This is a genomic window from Ancylobacter novellus DSM 506, assembly GCF_000092925.1.
GTDB classification, from domain to species: Bacteria; Pseudomonadota; Alphaproteobacteria; order Rhizobiales; family Xanthobacteraceae; genus Ancylobacter; species Ancylobacter novellus.
On sequence record NC_014217.1, the window covers coordinates 3,157,823 to 3,179,067 of the forward strand.

General features: G+C 68.8%; 15 protein-coding genes and 1 pseudogene. 9 read left to right on the plus strand and 7 right to left on the minus strand.

Annotation, left to right across the window (positions count from 1 at the left end; genetic code table 11):
- Positions 1-10 precede the first annotated feature (10 nt).
- The 6 genes and pseudogenes from SNOV_RS14985 to SNOV_RS24150 form a co-directional block, all read left to right on the plus strand.
- Positions 11-1,933 (plus strand): (Fe-S)-binding protein, encoded by a 1,923-nt coding sequence (locus SNOV_RS14985; RefSeq protein ID WP_013167800.1) that lies wholly within the window; start codon positions 11-13, stop codon positions 1,931-1,933.
- Positions 1,930-3,114, plus strand: coding sequence for an electron transfer flavoprotein subunit alpha/FixB family protein (locus SNOV_RS14990; RefSeq protein ID WP_013167801.1), 1,185 nt, complete (start codon positions 1,930-1,932; stop codon positions 3,112-3,114). Before SNOV_RS14985 ends, SNOV_RS14990 begins: the two co-directional genes overlap by 4 nt.
- The gene (locus SNOV_RS14995; protein WP_013167802.1) at positions 3,111-3,875 is read left to right on the plus strand and encodes an adenine nucleotide alpha hydrolase family protein; all 765 of its coding nucleotides are present in this window, start codon (positions 3,111-3,113) and stop codon (positions 3,873-3,875) included. The genes SNOV_RS14990 and SNOV_RS14995 overlap by 4 nt, the downstream gene beginning before the upstream one ends.
- 152 nt (positions 3,876-4,027) lie before the next feature.
- A complete protein-coding gene (locus tag SNOV_RS15000; RefSeq protein WP_013167803.1) occupies positions 4,028-5,734 on the plus strand; it encodes an ArnT family glycosyltransferase in 1,707 nt (568 codons plus the stop codon).
- Positions 5,731-6,075, plus strand: coding sequence for a lipid-A-disaccharide synthase N-terminal domain-containing protein (locus tag SNOV_RS15005; protein ID WP_013167804.1), 345 nt, complete (start codon positions 5,731-5,733; stop codon positions 6,073-6,075). Before SNOV_RS15000 ends, SNOV_RS15005 begins: the two co-directional genes overlap by 4 nt.
- 429 nt (positions 6,076-6,504) lie before the next feature.
- Positions 6,505-6,879 (plus strand): annotated as a pseudogene (locus SNOV_RS24150) (phosphatase PAP2 family protein); the annotation flags it as partial.
- 164 nt (positions 6,880-7,043) lie between these two features.
- Here SNOV_RS24150 and SNOV_RS24155 read toward each other — a convergent pair.
- From SNOV_RS24155 to betB, 3 genes are all read right to left on the minus strand, one after another.
- On the minus strand, positions 7,044-7,847 hold the full coding sequence (locus SNOV_RS24155) for a glycosyltransferase family 2 protein (RefSeq protein WP_013167806.1): 804 nt from the start codon (positions 7,845-7,847) through the stop codon (positions 7,044-7,046).
- A gap of 126 nt (positions 7,848-7,973) precedes the next feature.
- On the minus strand, positions 7,974-9,644 hold the full coding sequence (betA, locus tag SNOV_RS15025) for a choline dehydrogenase (protein WP_013167807.1): 1,671 nt from the start codon (positions 9,642-9,644) through the stop codon (positions 7,974-7,976).
- Positions 9,644-11,785, minus strand: a complete 2,142-nt coding sequence (gene betB / locus SNOV_RS15030; protein WP_013167808.1) for a betaine-aldehyde dehydrogenase — start codon at positions 11,783-11,785, stop codon at positions 9,644-9,646. Before betB ends, betA begins: the two co-directional genes overlap by 1 nt.
- 456 nt (positions 11,786-12,241) lie before the next feature.
- Between betB and SNOV_RS15035 the strand changes: the two genes are divergently transcribed.
- The 3 genes from SNOV_RS15035 to choV all read left to right on the plus strand — a co-directional run bounded on the left by SNOV_RS15035 (position 12,242) and on the right by choV (position 15,439).
- Positions 12,242-13,201 carry a choline ABC transporter substrate-binding protein gene (locus tag SNOV_RS15035; RefSeq protein WP_013167809.1) on the plus strand — a complete coding sequence of 320 codons (960 nt, stop codon included), beginning with the start codon at positions 12,242-12,244 and terminating at the stop codon, positions 13,199-13,201.
- Positions 13,202-13,390: 189 nt separating this feature from the next.
- Positions 13,391-14,242, plus strand: coding sequence for a choline ABC transporter permease subunit (gene choW / locus SNOV_RS15040; RefSeq protein WP_013167810.1), 852 nt, complete (start codon positions 13,391-13,393; stop codon positions 14,240-14,242).
- 3 nt (positions 14,243-14,245) lie between these two features.
- Positions 14,246-15,439 (plus strand): choline ABC transporter ATP-binding protein, encoded by a 1,194-nt coding sequence (choV, locus tag SNOV_RS15045; protein ID WP_013167811.1) that lies wholly within the window; start codon positions 14,246-14,248, stop codon positions 15,437-15,439.
- Between the two features lie 10 nt (positions 15,440-15,449).
- Here choV and glmM read toward each other — a convergent pair whose 3' ends face one another.
- From glmM to ybgF, 4 genes are all read right to left on the minus strand, one after another.
- A complete protein-coding gene (gene glmM, locus SNOV_RS15050; protein WP_013167812.1) occupies positions 15,450-16,793 on the minus strand; it encodes a phosphoglucosamine mutase in 1,344 nt (447 codons plus the stop codon).
- A gap of 239 nt (positions 16,794-17,032) precedes the next feature.
- Positions 17,033-18,952, minus strand: a complete 1,920-nt coding sequence (gene ftsH, locus SNOV_RS15055; RefSeq protein ID WP_013167813.1) for an ATP-dependent zinc metalloprotease FtsH — start codon at positions 18,950-18,952, stop codon at positions 17,033-17,035.
- A 151-nt stretch (positions 18,953-19,103) separates the two neighbouring features.
- Positions 19,104-20,132 (minus strand): tRNA lysidine(34) synthetase TilS, encoded by a 1,029-nt coding sequence (gene tilS, locus SNOV_RS15060; protein ID WP_013167814.1) that lies wholly within the window; start codon positions 20,130-20,132, stop codon positions 19,104-19,106.
- Entirely contained in the window at positions 20,119-21,072 is a 954-nt protein-coding gene (ybgF, locus tag SNOV_RS15065) for a tol-pal system protein YbgF (protein WP_244412769.1), read from the minus strand. The genes tilS and ybgF overlap by 14 nt, the downstream gene beginning before the upstream one ends.
- Positions 21,073-21,245 lie beyond the last annotated feature (173 nt).

Consider the following 21,245-nt stretch of genomic DNA (forward strand, 5'->3'; position numbering starts at 1 on the left):
AGGCGCGCCCATGACCGACGCCGCGCTCAGCCTCTCGCTCGTCATCCTCGCCCTCGCGCTCATCGCGGCGGCGATGATGGTGCGGCGCGCGCGTCTCTGGCGCATCGGAAAGCCGGCGACGATCGACTGGGTGGCGGGCCTCCTCGCTCTGCCCAAACGCTACCTCGTCGACGTCCATCACGTCGTCGGCCGCGATCCCTATGCCGCGCGGATGCACGCGCTCGCTGCCGGCGGGCTGCTCGGCGGCTCGGCGCTCGCACTCCTCGCGCTGATCCCGCCGCTCGGCGCGTCGCGCCTGTTCTGGGCCGCCATTGCCCTCGCCTTCGCCACCGCGTTCATCGGCGGCTTCATGGTCGGGCGGCGGCGCATCCCCTCAAAGCCGACGCGGCTCTCCGGCGGCCGCTTCCAGCGCCTGCCCTTCTTCCTCGCGGGCTACAGTCTCGGCGCGTTGCTGGTCGCACTGGACGCCGCGCTCGGCGGCGCGATCTGGCCGCTCGCCTGGCTCGGCCTTTGGCTGGCGGCGGCCGGCGGCTTTGGACTGGTGCTGCAGATCGACCGCGGACCGATGCGCCATGCCTTCGCAGGCGCGGCGCACCTCGTCGCCCATCCGCGTCCCGGCCGCTTCGAGGGCCAGCTTGCGACGGCACTGGCGCCCCTCGACCTCGACACCCCCCGTCTCGGCGCGGCGACGCCGTCGGACTTCGCCTTCAACCGGCTGATCGGCTTCGACGCCTGCATCCAGTGCGGGCGCTGCGAGGTCGCCTGCCCGGCCTTCGCCGCCGGCCAGCCGCTGAACCCAAAGCGCCTCATCCAGGACCTCGCCGCCAGCCTCCAACCGAACGCCACCAACGCGTCCTACGCCGGCAGCCCCTATCCCAACGCCCGCCCCGTCGCCGGCATCGGCGGGCCGGCCAAGCCCATCGTCGGCGCCGGGGCGATGATCCACCCGGATACGCTGTGGTCCTGCACCACCTGCCGCGCCTGCGTCGAGGAATGCCCGATGATGATCGAGCATGTCGACGCGATCGTGGAGCTGCGGAGATTCCAGACGCTGGAACTCGGCGCCCTGCCGCCCAAGGCGGCGCCGCCGCTCACGGAGATGCGCTATGCCGACGAGCCGGGCGGCCGCCCGCTCAAGGCCCGCACCGATTTCGCCGCCGGGCTTACCCTGCCGCTGATCTCCGCCAAGGGTCGCGCCGAGGTGCTGCTCTGGCTCGGCGAGGGTGCCTATGAGCTGCGCTATGGCCGCACGCTTCGCGCGCTGGTGACGCTGCTGCACCGGGCCGGCGTCGATTTCGCGGTGCTCGGCGAGGAAGAGCGCGACTGCGGCGACCTCGCCCGCCGGCTCGGCGACGAGGCGACCTTCCAGCGCCTCGCACGGGAGAACATTGCGACGCTTTCGCGCTACTCGTTCATGCGCATCCTCACCGCCGACCCGCACGCGCTGCACGCGCTGCGCAACGAGTACCGGGCCTTCGGCGGCGCCTACGAAGTCGTCCACCACGCCGCCTTCCTCGACGAGCTTGTGGCCGCCGGGCGGCTCCCCTTGGGCGCGCTGGCGGAAGCCCGCGTCACCTATCACGACCCCTGCTATCTCGGCCGCTACAATGGCGAGTTCGACGCCCCCCGCCGCCTGCTCGATCGGCTGGGCCTCGAGCGGCTGGAAATGGAGCGCTCGGGTAAGCGCTCCATGTGCTGCGGCGGGGGTGGCGGCGCGCCGGTGAGCGACATCGAGGGTGAGCGCCGTATTCCCGACCTGCGCATGGGACAGGCTGCGGCCACCGGCGCGGCCATCGTGGCGGTGGCCTGCCCGCAATGCTCGGCCATGCTGGAGGGCGTCACCGGCGAGCGGCCGCAGGTCGCCGACATCGCCGAGCTGGTGCTGATGGCAGCCGACGCGGCAGCGACCTTGCAGCCGGCACCGGCAACATGAGCCGCCCCCGCAAGAACCCCCGCACTGAACGCGCCGCCCGCCGCGTCGAAGGCGGCGCCCGGCCGCGCTTCGACCTCGCGGCGACGGCGAAGGAGACTGGCCGCCCGCGCCGCGATCCCCGCGCGGAGGAGCGCCTCGCTCTCGTGCCCGGCACGGCGCGGCGCCGGCTTGACCGCACACAACGCATTGCGGTGACAGCGGTTTCTCAGGCCTCCGTACCCGTGGCGGAGGCGGCACCGACCGTCCGCATTATCGCCGAGCCAGCCTATCTCGTCGCCGTCGTGCCGGACGCGCCGAGTGGACGACTCACCCCGCATGATCGCCAGCTCCTCGGCGCCGCACGTCTCTTGGCCGATATTGGCGGCGGTGCGGTACTGGCCTTGGCGGAGGCCGACGACCTCGCCTCGGCCGGCGCCGACCGCGTGCTGGCGCTCCCCGTCACCGGCTATGATCCCGAGGCCAGGGCCTTGGCGCTTCAGGCGATTCTCGCCGGGCTGGACATCCGCCACGCGCTGTTCCCCGAAAGCCCGGACGGTGGCGACCTCGCCCGCCGTCTCGCAGCGCTGACCGGCGAAGAACTGTTCGCCGGCGCCGAAAGCCTGTCACCCAAGGCCGTCACCCGCGCCGCGCAGGGCCGCCGCGTCGAGCAACGCCGCGCCCCGCCACGCCTGATCAGCCTTGCCGCCGATGCGGTGGCGGCCCATGGCGGCGAGCGGCACGAGGCGCGCGCCGTCGAATTCGGCTTCCCGGACGTGGAACCCGGCGCGATCCTCTCCGCCGAGTTCATCCCCGCCGATCCGGCCAAGGTGTCGCTGGCGGAGGCCGAGTTCGTCGTCTCGGCCGGCAACGGCGTGAGCGACTTCAATGCCTTCCGCGCGCTGGTCGCAGCGCTCAACGCCACCCCCGGCGCCAGCCGCGTCGTGTGCGACGCCGGGCTGATGCCGCGCGCGGCGCAGGTCGGCGCTTCCGGCACGGTGCTGGAGGCGAACTGCTACTTCGCCCTCGGCATCGCCGGCGCGCCGCAGCATTTGCAGGGCGTCGCCCGCTGCGAGCATGTGGTGGCAGTGAACACCGACCTGCACGCCGCGATGATCGAGCGGGCGGGACTCGCAGTGGTGGCGGATGCGCAGCAGGTGATGCCGGCGCTCCTGAAGCTCCTCGACGAGGAGGCGGGCGGATGAGGATCGCCGTGCTGCTTTCCGCCGGCCGCCATGCCGTCTCCGGCCATCCCGCGCCGGTGCCGGTCGAGTTGCAGGCGATCCGGCTCGCGCATGAGCTCGGCGGCGAGGTGACGGGCCTGCACGCCGGGCCCGACGCCGCCCCACTGAAGGACGCCCTCGGCCACGGCCTGCCCCACCTTCTCCATTATAGGATCGCACCGACCGACGACCCTCTGCCCAGCCTCGCCGCCGCGCTCAGTGAAAGCGCCTTCGACCTCGTGCTCGCAGGCCGCGCTGGCCAGGGCGGCGAGGATACGGGCCTGCTGCCCTATGCGCTCGCCCGCACGCTTGGCCTGCCACTCGTCCCCGATGCCGCCGCGCTGGCGGAAGGTCCGCAGCCAGGCACGCTTGCCGTGGAACAAGCACTGCCGCGCGGCGCCCGCCGCCGGCTCGCCGTGCGGCTGCCGGCGCTGGTAACGGTGCATCCCGCCGCGCCCGCCGCGCTGCCCTTCGCCTTCGCGGCGGCGCGGCGCGGCGTGGTCGAGACGCACCCGGGGCTTCCTGCGCCGCGCATGGCAACGCAGATCGAAGAGCGTCCCTATCGCGCGCGGCCCAAGCTGATCGCCAAGGCGGCGGCCGGCGCCTCCGCAGCCGAGCGCCTGAAGGCGGCGACGGAGGCGGCGAGCGGCGGCGGCCGGCTGCTGGTTGATCCAGCGCCGGAAGAGGCGGCGCGCGAGATTTTGACGCATCTCCGGGACATCGGCGTGCTGCGCAGCCGCTGATTTTCAGCCCGCCGTGTCAGCCGCCTGTCAGCAAGATCGTGCAAGGCCTGTCGGGACGACCGTCGCAAGGCCGGGCCGTCACGCAAAAGACATCCAACGACTTCATCCAGAATTGCCGGACACGGCAGAGCGGGGACGGCGAGAACCAGGCGATGAACGAAGCCATCGGAGCGCCGTCGGCGGCGCCTTTGTCCGCCCGCTCCCCTGACATGTCGGCGCGCTGGCGCCTCGTCCTGCTCGTCGGCCTCGTGCTCGCCTGCCTGCTGCCGGGCCTGTTCTCCATCCCCATCGTCGACCGCGACGAGGCACGCTTCGCCCAGGCCTCGCGGCAGATGGTAGAGAGCGGCGACTATGTCGTGCCGCGCCTCGGCGAGGCCACCCGCTTCAAGAAGCCAATCGGCATCTACTGGCTGCAGGCGGCGGCGGTGAAGCTCACCGGTCATGACGCCAATGCGCCGATTTGGGTGTTCCGCCTGCCCTCGCTGTTCGGCGCGCTGATCGCGGTTTTGGGCACCTATGCGGTCGGCCGGCGCCTATTCGGCGGGGAGGCAGGCTTCCTCGCCGCGGCGTTGATCGGAACTTCGTTGATCCTCGCGGTCGAGGCCAAGCTGGCCAAGACCGACGCCGTGCAACTCGCCGCCGCCGTGACCGGTCAATGGGTGCTGGCGCGCGCCTATCTCGCGCCCGCCGGCGAGCGGCTGGGCCGCGCCTGGGCGCTGCTGTTCTGGGGCGCGATGGCGATCGGCATCCTCATCAAGGGGCCGATCGTGCCCATGCTGGCGGCGCTCACGGCCGCTTCGCTTTGCTTGTGGGACCGCAAGGCGGCCTGGCTGAAGCAGCTGCGGCCGGCGCTGGGTATCCCCTTCATGCTGGCGCTGGTGCTGCCCTGGCTGATCGCCATCCTCGTGCATTCAGGCACCGACTTCTTCCGGGAATCGGTGGGCCACGACCTGCTCGCCAAGGTCGCGACCGGACAGGAAACGCATGGGCTGCCACCGGGCGCGCATTTCGCCGTTTTCTGGTTCGCCTTCTGGCCCGGGGCCGCTCTGGTCGCCGCCGCCGTTCCCTGGATCTGGGCAAACCGCACGGTGCCGGCGGTGCGCTTCTGCCTCGCCTGGCTGATCCCGTTCTGGATCGTCTTCGAGCTGATCGCCACCAAGCTGCCGCACTACACGCTGCCGGCCTATCCCGCGTTGGCCCTGCTTGCGGCAGCGGCGCTGACCGCGCCGCGCGAGGGGCCCGACGCGCTGTGGAAACGCGTGCTCGGCACGCTCTCGGCGATTGGTGGCGCGCTCGGGGCGATCGCCAGCCTCGTCGTGTTCTATTTGCTCGAAGGGCATCTGCCGCCGCTCGCCCTCTCGCTTGCCGTCCTTGTCGTCGTCATCGCCCTCTATGCCGCCCGGCAGGCGCTCAAGCTCGGCCTTGCGGCCGCGGCACGCGTGCTGCTGGTCGAGGCCCTCGCGCTCTATGTCCTGCTCTTCGCCGTCGTCGCGCCGCGGGCGGAGAGGATGTGGATCGCCCCGCGTCTCGCCGCGGCGGTGAGCCATGTTCCTTGCGCCGCGCCGCAGATCATGGTGGCGGGCTTCAGCGAGCCGAGCGTGCTGTTCGTGCTCGGCAAGGACACGCGGTTCGGCGACGGCGTGACCGCGGCGGATTTCCTCGCGCAGCCCGGCTGCCGCGCGGTGATCATTGCCGATCACCAGCAGCAACTCTTCGACATCCGCAACAAGGTCCTGCGCCGCTCGCCCGCTCTCGTGACCACCACGGACGGCGTCAACAGCGCCAATTCGCGCCACCTCAACTTCAACATCTATGTCGCCGCGCCGGACGCGCCCTCCGCGGAAGGAACAAAGCCATGAGCCTCGTCAACGCCGCGCTGTTCAATCTGGGGCTGGTCAATCCCTGGCTCGTGCTGGGCTTCCTCGGCCAAGGCCTGTTCACCGCGCGCTTCCTGGCGCAGTGGATCGTCAGCGAGCGGGCTGGACGCAGCATCGTGCCGGCCATCTTCTGGCTGTTCTCCATCGGCGGCGGCCTCACCTTGCTGGTCTATGCGCTCTACCGCCAGGATCCGGTGTTCATCGTCGGCCAGGCCGCCGGCCTGCTGATCTATGGCCGCAACGCCTACTTCATCCTGCGGGAACGGACGGCGCAACGCGCCATCACTCAACTACAGGCCGAGGCGGTCGACCGTGCCAGCTAGGATCGCATTCGGCTGAGGTTAGTTCTTCGCCGGCGAATTTGTTTATTTGTTAATTCTTTCATATCTACGTCATCTACGCCTGTTCTTATATCTGCATTATGGATATGCATGTATAAGATAAATCAAATGAAGATTTTTGACTATATTTATGTGAATGTTTGCAACAAATTTGACCAAAGGCCGATTCTATCGCTTTTCGCGGTGACGGTTTTCCTATCTTTCTTCTTCTACAGCTTCCCATCCGTCGACCGCGCCGCCACCGCTCTTTTCTACCAGCCCGGCGTCGGCTTTCCGGCCGCCCGCGTCGAAGCGCTGCGGGATTTCCGCAATCTCGCGGCGAACCTCACCGTGATCCTCCCGGTGGCGTTCAGCCTCGGCCTGTTCCTCAAGCTGGTCTACCCGTCCAAGCCCTGCCTGTTCTCGCCGCGCATGTCGCTCTACTTCATCAGCCTGTTCCTGATCGGCCCGGCGCTGATGGTGAACGGCGTACTGAAGAGCTTCTGGGGCCGGCCGCGCCCGGTGAACATCACCGAGTTCGGCGGCATCTGGCCGTTTCAGGAGGCCTGGGTGATCGGCGAGCACGGATTGCTCAACCGCTCCTTCACCTCCGGCGAGGCGGCGACCATCGCCTGCCTGCTGCCCCTCGCCCTGTTCGTGCCGCGCGAATGGCGCTGGCAGGTGGCGACGCTCATCGGCGTGCTGGTCGTGGCGACCTCGCTCAACCGCATCGCCTTCGGCGCGCATTTCCTCTCCGACGTGACGATCTCGATCGGGCTGATGCTCACCCTCGCGGCGGCGTTGCATCGCCTGTTCTTCGTCGATCGGGCCGAGATGCTGTGCGACGCGGCGCTGGAGGCGCGGCTGACCGCCTATGGCCAGCGCTGGGCGGCCGACCGCGCCGCTTTCCGCCGCCGCAGCGGCGAGGTGTTGGGGGCCTTCACCAGGGCCGTCGGCACCTTCCTCACGGCTCAGGGCGCGGCGGCGCGCATGGTCGCCGGCAGGATCGAGGCGTCGATCGGCGGCGAGGCGATGGTGAGGGCGCTGGTCACGCCATTGGCGGCGCCGCTCTCCTCGCTCACCGGCGGCAGGACGGTCCGGCGCCTCAGCCAGACCACGCCGAACAGGTCGTAGATCCCCACCAGCGCCCGGCCGAGATTGGTGTATTTCGACCGCCCCGCCAGCCGCGGCCGGTCGCCGACCGGCACATAGGCGACCTCGTGGCCATAGGTCAGGAACAGCGCCGGCAGATAGCGGTGCATGGTCGAGAAATAGGGCAGGTCGAGGAAGGCCGCGCGGCGGAACGCCTTGAGCCCGCAACCCGTGTCCGGGCAGTCGTCGGCCAGCAGCGACGCGCGCAGCCGGTTGGCGAAGAGCGAAGCCCAACGCTTCGAGCCCGAGGCCTGCCGCTTCTGCCGCACGCCGCCCACCAGCGCCGGCTCCCCGCCCTCCTCGCCGAGCTCGCGCACCAGCGCCGCTATGTCGGCGGGGTCGTTCTGCCCGTCGCCGTCCATGGTGACGATGATCGGATGATCGGCCGCGCGCACGCCCGAGCGCAGGGCGGCACTCTGTCCCGCACGGCGCTGATGACGCAGGTGACGCACCTTCGCGCCGACAAGCGCCCTCACCTCGGCGGCGGTGGCGTCGGTGCTGCAATCGTCCACGACGATGATCTCGCCGAGCAACGGCCCGGGCACGGTATCGAGGATTTCGCGGACGAGGCGCCCGATATTGCCGGCCTCGTTATAGGTGGGAACTACAACCGAAATGCGCATGGACCAATCCGAGCTCGCCGGTCCATCTGCCGCACCGCCCGTGACGCGCATGTGAACCCCGTCCAGCATGGCCCCCATGCCTGACAGCTACCTTGCATGTTGGGCGAATTGACGGCCCTCTACACGCTAACGTTGCGTCACCTGCCAGTCGCGCGCGGTATGGTAGGGCGCGTTGGAAGGGGCGAGCAGCGGCTTGCCGAGTATGTGGTCGGCAGCCTTCTCCGCCATCATGATGGTCGGGGCGTTGAGATTGGCGTTGGTGATCGAGGGCATGGCGGAGGAATCCACCACCCGCAGACCCTCGACGCCGATCACCCGCATCTGCGGGTCGAGCACCGCCATCGGGTCGGCGGGCGAGCCCATCCGGCAGGTGCAGGAGGGGTGGTAGGCGCTCTCCGTCTTCTCCCGCACGAAGGCATCGATCGCCTCGTCCGAGGTGACCTCAGTGCCGGGCTGGATCTCGCGACCGCGATAGGGATCGAACGCTGGCTGCGCGAAGATCTCGCGCGTGAGCCGCACGCAGGCGCGCATCTCCACCAGATCATCCGGGTGGGTGAGATAGTTGAACTGGATGCGCGGCGGCTCGGCCGGATCGGCCGATTTCAGCCGCACCCAGCCCCGGCTCTTCGAGCGCATCGGCCCGACATGCGCCTGGAAGCCGTGCTCGCTCGCCATCCCCTGCCCGTCATAGGTCACGGCCAGGGGCAGGAAATGGTACTGGATGTCGGGCGAGGAGATGCCCGGCCGCGAGCGGATGAAACCGCAGCTCTCGAAATGGTTGGTCGCCCCCAGCCCCTCGCCGGTGAGCAGCCAGCGCGCGCCGATCATGCCGCGGGCGATCAGCCCCATCTTCGAATAGAGCGTGATCGGCTGGGTGCAGGCGACCTGGAAGTAGAATTCGAGGTGGTCCTGCAGGTTCTCGCCGACGCCCGGCCGGTGGGCGACGACGTCGATGCCGTGCGCATGCAGCTCATCCGCACTTCCGATGCCCGAGAGCTTGAGCAGCTGCGGCGAGTTGATCGGCCCGCCGGAAAGGATCACCTCGCGCGCAGTCCGCACCTCGTGCCTCTCACCGCCGCGCGACCAGGCGACGCCGACGGCGCGGCGCCCCTCGAACAGCACGCGCTCGACGCGGGCATGGGTCTCGACCTTCAGGTTCGCCCGCGTCATGGCCGGCTTCAGATAGGCGTTCGCGGCCGACCAGCGCACGCCGTCCTTCACCGTCATGTCCATCCGGCCGAAGCCTTCCTGCTGGAAGCCGTTGACGTCGTCGGTGGCGGGATAGCCGGCCTGCTGCGCCGCGTCCACGAAGGCGTTGTAGAGCGGGTTCTCCAGCGTGCCGTAGCGGGTGGCGAGCGGGCCATCCTGGCCGCGATATTCGTCGCCACCCTCGCGCCGGCCCTCGGCCCTCTGGAAATAGGGCAGCACGTCGGCATAGGACCAGCCCTGCGCGCCCTCCTCCTGCCAGCGGTCGAAATCCGCCGGCGCGCCGCGCATATAGACCATGCCGTTGATTGAGGACGATCCGCCCAGCACCTTGCCGCGCGGGCAGTGCAGCCGGCGGCCATTGAGGCCCGGCTCCGGCTCGCTCTCATACATCCAGTTGTAGCGCTTCATGTTCATCGGGATGGACAGCGCGCTCGGCATCTGGATGAACACCGAGCGGTCTGACCCGCCATATTCCAGCACCAGAACGCGGTTCTTGCCGTCCGCGCTCAGCCGGTCGGCCAGCACGCAGCCGGCCGAGCCAGCGCCGACGATCACGTAGTCGAAGAGTTCCTGCGTGCCGTTGCGCATCAGTAGGGCGCCTCGACGCGGCCGAGATTGACGTAGACGCTTTTGAGCTGGGTGTAGTGCTCGATCGCCGCCTTGCCGTTCTCGCGCCCTAAGCCCGACTGCTTGACGCCGCCGAAGGGTAGTTCGATCGGCGTGATGTTGTAGTGGTTGATCCAGCAGGTGCCGGCCTGCAATTCGCCGATCACTCGGTGGCCGCGCGCGAGGTCCTTGGTGAACACGCCGGCGGCGAGGCCGAACTCGGTGTCGTTGGCGCGGGCGATCACCTCCCCCTCCCCAGTGAAGGAGAGCACCGCCATCACAGGCCCAAAGATCTCCTCGCGCACGATGCTCATGCCGTCGGCGCAGCCCTCGAACACGGTGGGGGCCACGAAGCAGCCCTTGCCGAGCCCGCCCGCAGTCACCCGCTCACCGCCGACCAGCACCTTGGCGCCCTCGGCCTTGCCCTTGGCGATGTAGGAGAGGACCTTCTCCATGTGCTCGGGGGAGATCAGAGCCCCGACCTGCGTCGCCGGGTCCAGCGGATCGCCGACGCTCATCTTCTTCACCCGGGCGACGAGCTTTTCGAGGAAGGCTTTCCGCACCTTCTCATGAACGAAGACGCGGGTGCCATTGGAGCAGACCTCACCGGCGGAATAGAAATTCGCCAGCAGCGCGCCGGAGACGGCGTCGTCAAGATCGGCGTCGTCGAAGACGATGAGCGGCGATTTTCCGCCCAGCTCCAGCGTGACGTATTTCAGCGTGCCGGCGGCATCCGCCATCACCTTCTTGCCGGTGCCGACCTCGCCGGTGAGCGAGACCTTGGCGATGGAAGGATGGCGGGTGAGCAGGCGCCCGGTGTCGGCGAAACCCTGCACGACATTGAACACGCCGTCCGGCAGGCCGGCCTCGGCATAGATCTCGGCGAGCTTCAGCGCGGTGAGCGGGGTCAGTTCGGCCGGCTTGAAGATCATCGCATTGCCGCAGGCGAGCGCCGGGGCGCTCTTCCAGCAGGCGATCTGCAACGGGTAGTTCCAGGCGCCGATGCCGGCGACGATGCCGAGCGGCTCGCGCCGCGTATAGCCGAAGGCGCTCGGGCCGAGATCGACATGCTCGCCCGACAGTGAGGCGGCGATGCCGGCGTAGTAGTCGATGCAGTCGGCGCCGGAGAGCACGTCGACGACGTTGGTCTCCTGGATCGGCTTGCCGGTGTCGAGCGTCTCCAGCCGCGCCAGTTCCTCATTGCGGGCGCGCAGCAGGTCGGCGGCGCGCTTGAGGATGCGGCCGCGCTCGGCGCCGGTCATCCGCGCCCAGAGCTTCTGGCCCTTGCGGGCGGCCTCGACGGCGGCGTCAACCTCGGCCTCGCCGGCAATCTCGATCTCGGCCAGCACCTCGCCCGTCGCCGGGTTGCGGCTCTCGAAGGTAGCGCCGCCGGTCGGGCGGTAGGCGCCGCCGATGTGGCTGGCATGGCGCGGGATGGCTGCGGTCATGGGAGACGGTCCTGTGCGGGGATCAGCCAGCGCGGCGGCGGCGATCTGGGCGTCGACAAAGAGCGAGGCGGCATGGCGGGCGCTGACCGAATCGGTCTCGCCGGCAGCGGAAAGGCTGGAGCGCAGCCACAGCCCGTCGATGACGGCGGCGATGGTGACGGCGATGCGCTGCACCTCGCCCGGCGCGACCAGCCCGCGCAAATCGTGGCGCAGATTGGCGATCATGCGCGCCTGGTAGACCCGCTGCACCCGGCGCAGCCGCTCGGAATGCAGCACCTGCCCCCAGAAGGCGAGCCAGACGCTGGAGGTCCGCTGGTCGAATTCCTCCGGCGCCAGATTGGCGTCGATCAGCGCCTGCACGCGCGCACGGGGACTGGTCGCCGCGCGCAGCCGCGCCGCGGTGGAGCGGTAGAGCCGCAGCGACAGGAATCGCAGCGTAGCTTCGAGCAGCCCGTCCTTGTCGCCGAAATAATGCGCCACGAGGCCGGGCGAGACGCCGGCGCGGCGGGCGATCTGCGCCAGCGTCGAGGCGTTGAAGCCGATCTCGGCGAGGGAATCGATGGTGGCGTCGATGAGCTGGCGGCGGCGCACCTCTTCCGGCTCACGCCGGCGGGTTTCTTCCTCGGCGGGGGCGCGGGAGACGGGAAGCTGCGCCTGTGCATTCGCTCTCGCCACCGGCTCCTCCCATTCGTCGCATGGAATTATTGAACGACCATACAATACATCGACGGAAACAGAGCGGGAAGCCCCTTCCCTCTTCTAACATCAGACGTCGCAACGCTTCTGAGGCCCTGTCGGATTTCGTCAAACTGCCCGAAAACATTGCGAAAGCAGGCGGTTTATGGGTGAAAATTACGCGTGACAAACGCGCGGATCATGTATTGAATACTCGTTCAAAAGAAGCCTCCAGAGGCCGCATCCGGTATCGGGTGCCATCCGCGCCACAGGTGCCGAGAGGGTCGCGTTCGGGTTCCGTCCGGCCCGCTACGGGTGCGTCCGGGCAGTGTCCCACCGTCCGCAGACGCGGCCGGGCGACGCCGACTCCGACTTATTGAATCCGGCCGCGCCGGGCTTGGCGTCAGGCCGCGCCGGTTCCATGATCCTGCCAGGATGCCAACGGGAACAGAAAAGATGCGCACCTTCCATTTCTTGGCCACCGCCGCCCTCGGGCTGGCGCTCGCCGCCGCACCGATGCTCCACGAGACGGCGCAGGCCGCCGAGCCCGCCGCCTGCAAGACGGTGCGGTTCGCCGATGTCGGCTGGACCGACATCACCGCCACCACGGCGCTGGCCTCCTCGATCCTCGAGGCGCTGGGCTACACCCCGAAGACGCAGGTCCTCTCGGTGCCGGTGACCTACAAGTCGATGCAGACCAAGGACATCGACGTCTTCCTCGGCAACTGGATGCCGACCATGGAAGCGGACCTCAAGCCCTATCGCGACGACAAGAGCGTCGAGGTCATCGGCGTCAACCTCGAAGGCGCCAAGTACACGCTGGCGGTGCCGACCTATCTCTATGACGAAGGGCTGAAGTCCTTCGCCGACATCGCCAAGTTCAAGGACAAGCTGGGCGGCAAGATCTACGGCATCGAGCCCGGCAATGACGGCAACCGGCTGATCCTCGACATGATCAAGGACGACAAGTTCGGCCTGAAGGGCTTCGACCTCGTCGAATCCTCCGAGCAGGGCATGCTGGCGCAGGTCGAGCGCGCCTCCAAGCGCAAGGAAGCCATCGTCTTCCTCGGCTGGGAGCCGCACCCGATGAACTCCAAGTACAAGATGAGCTACCTGTCGGGCGGCGACGACGTGTTCGGCCCGAACTATGGCGGCGCGACCATCTACACCAACACCCGCGCTGGCTACACGACCGAGTGCCCGAATGTCGGCACCTTTATCAAGAACCTGAAGTTCTCGCTCGACACCGAGAACGTGGTGATGGGCTACATCCTGCTCGACGGCATGGACCCCGCCAAGGCCGCCGAGAAGTGGCTGAAGGCCAACCCGACCGTCTGGGAGCCCTGGCTCGCCGGCGTCACCACCATCGACGGCAAGCCGGCCGTGCCGGCCGTCAAGGCGGCGCTGAAGCTCTGAGCCGGCGCGCCTTCGGCCGTCATCCCGGCCGAGAGCGCAGCGAGAGCCGGGATCGCTCTCCATTCCGCAAGTGATCCCGGATCGGCCTCCGGCCGTCCGGGATGACGTAAATATTCAAGCGGGCGCATCCGCCCGCCTGAAGGATCGTGCCGTAATCGCCTTCACCCCTCCGCTCGCCGGGAGCGTCGCATGTATGACTGGCTGACCGAGCACAAGATTCCCCTCGGCATCTGGCTGCGGGACTTCGTCGACCTGCTGACCACGCACGGACAGAGCTTCTTCGACTTCGTCTCGCTGGTGCTCGGCGGGCTGATCGGGGGCTTCACCGCGGCGCTGCTCTGGGTGCCGCCGCTGCTGCTGATCGCCATCTTCGCGCTCGGCGCCTGGTGGATGCACCGCTCCATCGGGCTGGTGGTGTTCATCGTCGGCGCGCTGCTGCTCGTTACCAATCTCGGCTACTGGAGCGCGACGATGGAGACGCTCTCCCTCGTCATCTGCGCCACGCTGGTTTGCGTCATCGTCGGCGTGCCGATCGGCATCGCCGCCGCCCACCGGCCCTGGCTCTACACCGGCATCCGGCCGATCCTCGACCTGATGCAGACCATCCCGACCTTCGTGTACCTGATCCCGACGCTGGTGCTGTTCGGGCTCGGCGCGGTGCCCGGGCTGATCTCCACCGTGATCTTCGCCATCCCCGCGCCGATCCGGCTCACCCATCTCGGCATCTCCTCGGTGCCGCCGGCGCTCTACGAGGCGGGCAAGGCCTTCGGCGCCACCAAGACCCAGCTCCTGTTCAAGGTCGAGCTGCCCTATGCGCTGCCGACCATCATGGCCGGCGTCACCCAGTGCATCATGCTCAGCCTGTCCATGGTGGTGATCGCGGCGCTCGTTGGCGCCGACGGGCTCGGCAAGCCGGTGGTGCGGGCGCTGAACTCGGTCAACATCGCCATGGGCTTCGAGGCCGGGCTCGCCATCGTCGTGCTCGCCATCGTGCTCGACCGCGTCTGCAAGCGGCCCGAGCGCCGTCCGAAGAAGGGTTAGGCCATGCCCGCCGTCGAGTTCCGCAACATCGACATCGTCTTCGGCGCCGACCAGAAGGGTGCGCTGAAGCTGATCGACGAGGGCCGCTCGCGCGAGGAGACCCTCAAAGCCACCGGCTCCGTGCTCGGTGCCGCCGGGGTGAGCCTCGCCATCGAGCGCGGCGAGATCTGCGTGCTGATGGGCCTGTCGGGCTCCGGCAAGTCGACCATCCTGCGTGCCATCAACCGGCTCAACGAGGTGGCGCGCGGCGAGGTGATGGTCGAGCACAAGGGTCGCGCCATCGACGTCGCCCGCGCCGACGAGGACACGCTGCGCGACATCCGCATGCACACCGTCTCCATGGTGTTCCAGCAGTTCGGCCTGCTGCCCTGGCGCACGGTACGCGACAATGTCGGCTTCGGGCTGGAGTTGCGCGGCATGGGAGCGGCCGAGCGCAATCGCATCGTCGACGAGAAGCTCGCCATGGTCGGCCTGACCAACTGGGCGGAGAAATACACCAACGAGCTCTCCGGCGGCATGCAGCAGCGCGTGGGCTTGGCGCGCGCCTTCGCCACCGATGCCGACATCCTGCTGATGGACGAGCCGTTCTCGGCGCTCGACCCGCTGATCCGCGACAAGCTGCAGGACGAGTTGCTCGACCTACAGCGACGCATCCACAAGACCATCGTCTTCGTCAGCCATGACCTCGACGAGGCGCTCAAGCTCGGCAACAAGATCGCCATTATGGAGGGCGGGCGCATCGTGCAGGCGGGCACGGCGGAGGACATCCTGCTGCGCCCGGCCAACGCCTATGTCGCCGAGTTCGTGAAACACATGAACCCGCTCAACGTGCTGCGCGGCACGGCGGTGATGCGCCCGGCCGAGAGCCTGACGCGCGAAGGCGACGCCGTGGTGCTCGACAAGGGCGGCCGGGTGAAGGTGAAGGTCGACGCCGAGGGCCGCCCGGTCGGCATCGACCTCGACGGCCGCACCGGCCTGCTCGCGAAGGCCGATGGGGAGGCCGGCGTGATCGACGACAAACTCGCCCATGACTGCGACTGCATCGTCGCGCCGGTCGACCTGCGCCTTAAGGCAGCGATCGAATTGAAGCGCCACACCGACCTGCCGATCCTGCTGGTCGACAATCTCGGCCGGCTGGCAGGGCTCTGCGACGACGACGAGATCTATCGCGGCCTGCTGCGGCGGCTGGACGGGTAGACGCGGCGGCCTACGCCGCCACGGCGCCCACCGCCTCGACCACGTCGTTCACCACCGCCTCGACCAGGTCGCGGTCGTCGCCCTCGCCCATCACCCGGATCACCGGCTCGGTGCCGGAGGGGCGGATGAGCAGGCGGCCATGGCTGTTGAGCTTCAGCTCGGCGGCGGCGATCGCCTTGATCACCCCGTCATCTTCCAGCGGCCGGCCGTTCTTGTAGCGCACATTCTTGAGGATCTGCGGCAGCGCGTCGAAGCGGTGGCAGACCTCGGAGACTGGCCGCTGGCGCCGCTGCACCACGGCGAGCACCTGAAGCGCGGCGACGAGGCCGTCGCCGGTGGTGGAATAGTCGGACAGGATGAGGTGGCCGGACTGCTCGCCGCCGACATTGAAGCCGTTGGCGCGCATGTGCTCCAGCACGTAGCGGTCGCCGACCGGGGTGCGATCCAGCGTCAGCCCGACGCTGTTCAGATGCCGTTCCAAAGCGAGGTTGGACATGACGGTGGCGACGATGCCGTCGCGCGCCAGCCGCCCGTCCTCCTTGAAGCTCTCGGCGACCACCGCCATGAGCTGGTCGCCGTCGACCAGCCGGCCCTTCTCGTCGACGATCAGCACGCGGTCGGCGTCGCCGTCGAGGGCGATGCCGATATCAGCGCGCACCTCGCGCACCTTGGCCATCAGCGCCTCGGGGGCGGTCGAGCCGACCTCGTGGTTGATGTTGAAGCCATCCGGCTTGTCGCCGATGGTGATGACCTCGCAGCCAAGCTCCCACAGCGCTTCCGGCGCCACGCGGTAGGCGGCACCGTTGGCGCAGTCCACGACCACCCGCAGCCCGTCGAAGGACTGCGTGCGCGGCAAGGTGCGCTTGGCATATTCGATGTAGCGCGCATGAACGCTCTCGATGCGCTTGGCGCGGCCCATGCTGGCCGGCGACGCCAGCTTGGTCGACATGTCGCCGGCGATCAGCTCCTCGATCCGCGCCTCCAGCTCGTCGGAGAGCTTGTAGCCGTCGGGGCCGAACAGCTTGATGCCGTTGTCGTCATAGGGATTGTGCGAGGCGGAGATCATCACGCCGATGTCGGCGCGCATGGAATGGGTGAGCATGGCGACCGCCGGCGTCGGCACGGGCCCCAGCAGCAGCACGTCCATGCCGACCGAGGTGAAGCCGGCGACCAGCGCGTTCTCGATCATGTAGCCCGACAGGCGGGTATCCTTGCCGATCACTACGCGGTGGCGGTAGTCGCCGCGCTGGAAGACGAGGCCGGCTGCCATGCCGACCCGCAAGGCCAGCTCGGGCGTGATGGTGCCGTTGGCGCGCCCGCGAATGCCGTCGGTCCCGAAGAGTTTCCGTCCCATGATGTCTCTGCCTTCAAGCCGCTTCTGGCCGGACCCGCGCCGCGCATGAGCGGCGGCGATCGCCGTCGGACCGAGTGCCTATCTAGCACCCAGCCTGCACGTCAAGGTTTCACAAAGTGTAAGCGTTCTTTTCGCGAGCGCAAAAGCGATAGCGAGGCCCAGGACGAAGCCGGAAAGCAGAAGGGGAATCCGCCATCGCGGATCCCCCTTCGAGATTGTCCATGGGCTTCAACCCGGCCTCACGCCTGCGGCTGCGGCTCCATGCCGGCGTCGGGGCGCGGCGGGCGGTTCTTGCCCGCGGTCGGGACGACCGAGCCGCGCGTATGGGCGGGCTCGATGGTGGTGTCCCGCACCGGCGGCTGGCCGTCGAGCAGGTTGACGATCTCGTCGCCCGACAGCGTCTCGTATTCGAGCAGGCCGCGGGCCAGCGTCTCCAGCTGGTCCTTGTGCTCGGTGAGGATGCGCTTGGCCTCGGCATAGCCTTCGTCGACCAGCCGGCGCACTTCGGCATCGATCGTCTGCGCGGTCGCCTCGGAGACGTTCTGCTGGCGCTGCATCGACATGCCGAGGAACACCTCGTCATTGTTCTCGCCATAGGCGACCTGGCCAAGCTTATCCGAGAAGCCCCAGCGCGTGACCATCATGCGAGCGAGGCGGGTGGCCTGCTCGATGTCGGAGGCCGCGCCGGACGTGACCTTGTCGTGGCCGAAGATGAGTTCCTCGGCCACGCGCCCGCCCATCATGATGGCGAGGCGCGAGGTCATCTGCTCATAGCTCATGGAGAGCTTGTCGCGCTCGGGCAGCTGCATGACCATACCCAGCGCGCGGCCGCGCGGGATGATGGTCGCCTTGTGCACCGGGTCGGTCGCCGGGACGTTGAGCGCGACGATGGCATGGCCGCCTTCGTGATAGGCGGTCAGCATCTTCTCGTCCTCGGTCATGACGAGCGAGCGGCGTTCCGCGCCCATCATCACCTTGTCCTTGGCGTCCTCGAAGTCGCTCATGGTGACCATGCGCTTGTTGCGGCGCGCGGCCATGAGGGCGGCTTCGTTGCAGAGATTGGCGAGGTCGGCGCCGGAGAAGCCGGGCGTGCCGCGGGCGATCACCTTGAGGTTCACGTCCGGCGCGACCGGGATCTTGCGGGCATGGACCTTCAGGATCTGCTCGCGGCCGACCACGTCCGGGTTCGGCACGATGACCTGGCGGTCGAAGCGGCCGGGACGCAGCAGCGCCGGGTCGAGCACGTCCGGGCGGTTGGTCGCGGCGATGAGGATGATGCCCTCATTCGCCTCGAAGCCGTCCATCTCGACGAGCAGCTGGTTCAGCGTCTGCTCGCGCTCGTCATTGCCGCCGCCGAGGCCGGCGCCGCGATGGCGGCCGACCGCGTCGATCTCGTCGATGAAGATGATGCACGGCGCGTTCTTCTTCGCCTGCTCGAACATGTCGCGCACGCGGCTGGCGCCGACGCCGACGAACATCTCGACAAAGTCGGAGCCGGAGATGGTGAAGAACGGCACGTTCGCTTCACCCGCGATGGCGCGGGCGAGCAGCGTCTTGCCGGTGCCGGGCGGGCCTACCAGCAGCACACCGCGCGGGATGCGGCCACCGAGGCGCTGGAACTTCTGCGGGTCGCGCAGGAACTCGACGATCTCGGTGAGGTCACTCTTGGCCTCGTCGATACCGGCGACATCCTCAAAGGTCACGCGCCCATGCGCCTCGGTGAGCAGCTTGGCGCGGCTCTTACCGAAGCCCATCGCCTTGCCCCCGGCGCCCTGCATCTGACGGGACAGGAAGATCCACACGCCGATCAGCGCGATGAAGGGCAGCCAGGAGATCAGCAGGCTGACGAACCACGGGACATTGTCCTGCAGCGGCTTGGCGGTGATGGACACGCCCTTGCCGTAGAGGCGCTGCACCAGCGAGGGATCGTTCGGCGAATAGGTCTGGAAGGCGCGGCCGTCGGTGAAGGTGCCGGTGATCTCCGGGCCCTGGATCACGACGTCGCGCACGCGGCCCTGATCAACCTCGTTGAGCAGCTGAGAGAAGCTGATGTCGTTCGTCGCCTGGCGCTGTGCCGGATTCTGGAACAGCGAGAAAAGCGCCAGAAGCAGCAGGACGATGATCACCCAGAGGGCGAAATTCCGAATATTGGCGTTCATCACGTTCCTTTCGGCGCCGGCGAGATTACCGACGCGCGCGAGTCCGCCAGCGCCGGCGGTCCTCCCTTGTCGCTTGGTAATTTAGGTCTCGCATTGATCCTTGCCAAGATGGCCCGGGCAAGGCGGCCATCGCCCTACGTGCAAATTGACGTCAGCGCACGCCGCCGGCCGACCTCCGCGCCGGCGCCGGGGACACCGTCACCGCCGCCTTGTTCACCCGCACCAGTGCTCCGGCGAGGGTGCGGGCACCGTGATCTTCAGGGCCGAGCGCGGCGATCCAACCGTGAAGCACCTCGAGCTTGCCCAGCTCGACCGGGCCATTGGCGACGGCTTCCACAGCCCTGCCGAGCAGACGCAGGCCGATCTCGGCCGGCAGCTCGGAAAAGCCCGGGCGCGAGAAGCGGATCGGACCCTGCGCCGGCCAGAGCCGGGCGGCGGCGGTATCCGTCGTCGCCTCCAGCGCCGCCTCGGCACGGGTCATGCGATTGGCGAGGCGCGCCAGCGCCGGCGCATCGAGCCCCTCCTCCGCCAGCGCCGGCAGCAGCGCGCGCAGCCGCGCCCGGGCGAAGCGCGGATCACGGTTGGACGGGTCTTCGGCAAAGCCGATCCCGGCGCGACGGCATTCCTCAATCAGATGGGCCTTAGGCAGGCCGAGCAATGGCCGCAGAAGCTCGACCTCCGCCAGCGCGCGCTCGGACGGGATGCCGGCGAGCCCGCCGATCCCTGAGCCGCGCATCAGCCGGAACAGCACCGTCTCGGCCTGGTCGTCGAGCGTATGGGCGGTGGCGATGGCGCTGGCTCCGATGGCGCGGGCATGGGCGAGCAGCGCCTCATAGCGCGCATGGCGCGCGGCCTCCTGCAGCCGCGCCTTGGGCAAGGGCGACGAAAGATCGAGAATGGCATGCGGCAGGCTGAGCCGTGCCGCCAGCGCGCCCACCGCCTCGGCTTCCGTGCGGGCCTCGGCGCGCAGGCCGTGGTCGACGGTGGCGACGGCCAGTTCGGGGCCGGCATCCCGCCCCTCGCGCCATCGCTGCGCCAGCAGCATCAGCGCGGTGGAATCCGGCCCGCCGGAGACGGCTAGCAGGATGCGGGCGTGCCGGAGAAAGGGCGCGAACAGCGCAGCGAGGCCGGCCTCGCTCAGGCGGAGGGAGGAATCGGGCGCGGCCTCAGCAGCCGGCACGCTTCTGCTCCTGCGCCACCCCCTGCTTGATGGTGGCGGAGGCGCGCGGATACTTGTTGTTGACGGCGTTCAGCGTGGCGCAGGCGGCGTCCTTCTCGCCGATGGCGGCAAGCGACTGTCCGAGCCGCAGCAGCGCGTCGGGCGCCTTCACGGCGTTCGGGTAGTCGGTCGAGACCTTGAGGAAGTTCTGCGCCGCCTCCTTGTAGGTCTTGCGCTGGAACTGGGTCTCGCCGAGCCAGTAATAGGCGTCCGGCGCGGCGCGGTCGTTCGGGTAGAGCTTGATGAACTGCTCGAAGCTCGTCGCCGACTGCGCGTAGTCCTGCCGCAGCATGTAGCCATAAGCGAGGTCGTAGAGGTCCTTCGGACTGTTGGACGGCGGCATGGGATTGCCCCCCGTCGCGGCCGCACCCGAGAGGGCACCGAGGTCCATCGGCGCGCCGGGCAGGCCGCCGACCGGGCCGGAAGGCGCAGTGGTGCCGAGCGGGCGCGGCGCACCGGGCGCGGCACCCGGCGCGGACGGGTCGAAGGCATCCGAGCGACGCCCCGGCGCCGCATCGGCGGCAGCCGGCGCCGGCCCCGCGGCAGCGGGGCGCGGAGCCGCGCCAGCATTGGCGCCACCAACGCGGAAGTCCATCTCGCCCTGCAATGCCCGCAGCTGCTGCTCCAGCTGCTGGTTGCGGTACTGCAGTTGCTCGATCTGGCCGGTGAGCTGGCGCAGCTGGTTCTCCAGCCGGTCGATCCGAACGGTGATGCCGCCCTGCTCTTCCCCGACCGCCTCACCACCCGCAGTGCCGCCCGTCGTGCCGCCGGAGCGCACCTGGCCCGGCGGCTTGAACAGGTTGCCGAAGAAGTTGTTGTCCGCCTGGGCCTGCGCCGCCTCATAGGGGAGGAGCGCGGCGGCAAGGGTGGCAGCGAGGACGACAACGGCAGAACGGGGCACGCGGAGGATCATGGCGGCGACGGTGCTGATGGGGGCTGAGTGGCGGCGGCGTAGGCCGCCTTATATCACCTGAAGATACCGAGGCGATCGCGTCCAAAGTGTGACCCAGCGTCAGAAGCGGAGGCCACAAAAGCAATGCCCGGCCCGCGCGCGGACCGGGCATGGACGTGACG

Coding starts and splice junctions, on each gene's coding strand:
- SNOV_RS14985 (WP_013167800.1), top strand. CDS start 11: ATGACCGACGCCGCGCTCAGCCTCTCGCTCGTCATCCTCGCCCTCGCG.
- SNOV_RS14990 (WP_013167801.1), top strand. CDS start 1,930: ATGAGCCGCCCCCGCAAGAACCCCCGCACTGAACGCGCCGCCCGCCGC.
- SNOV_RS14995 (WP_013167802.1), top strand. CDS start 3,111: ATGAGGATCGCCGTGCTGCTTTCCGCCGGCCGCCATGCCGTCTCCGGC.
- SNOV_RS15000 (WP_013167803.1), top strand. CDS start 4,028: ATGAACGAAGCCATCGGAGCGCCGTCGGCGGCGCCTTTGTCCGCCCGC.
- SNOV_RS15005 (WP_013167804.1), top strand. CDS start 5,731: ATGAGCCTCGTCAACGCCGCGCTGTTCAATCTGGGGCTGGTCAATCCC.
- SNOV_RS24155 (WP_013167806.1), bottom strand. CDS start 7,847: ATGCGCATTTCGGTTGTAGTTCCCACCTATAACGAGGCCGGCAATATC.
- betA (WP_013167807.1), bottom strand. CDS start 9,644: ATGCGCAACGGCACGCAGGAACTCTTCGACTACGTGATCGTCGGCGCT.
- SNOV_RS15035 (WP_013167809.1), top strand. CDS start 12,242: ATGCGCACCTTCCATTTCTTGGCCACCGCCGCCCTCGGGCTGGCGCTC.
- choW (WP_013167810.1), top strand. CDS start 13,391: ATGTATGACTGGCTGACCGAGCACAAGATTCCCCTCGGCATCTGGCTG.
- choV (WP_013167811.1), top strand. CDS start 14,246: ATGCCCGCCGTCGAGTTCCGCAACATCGACATCGTCTTCGGCGCCGAC.
- glmM (WP_013167812.1), bottom strand. CDS start 16,793: ATGGGACGGAAACTCTTCGGGACCGACGGCATTCGCGGGCGCGCCAAC.
- ftsH (WP_013167813.1), bottom strand. CDS start 18,952: ATGAACGCCAATATTCGGAATTTCGCCCTCTGGGTGATCATCGTCCTG.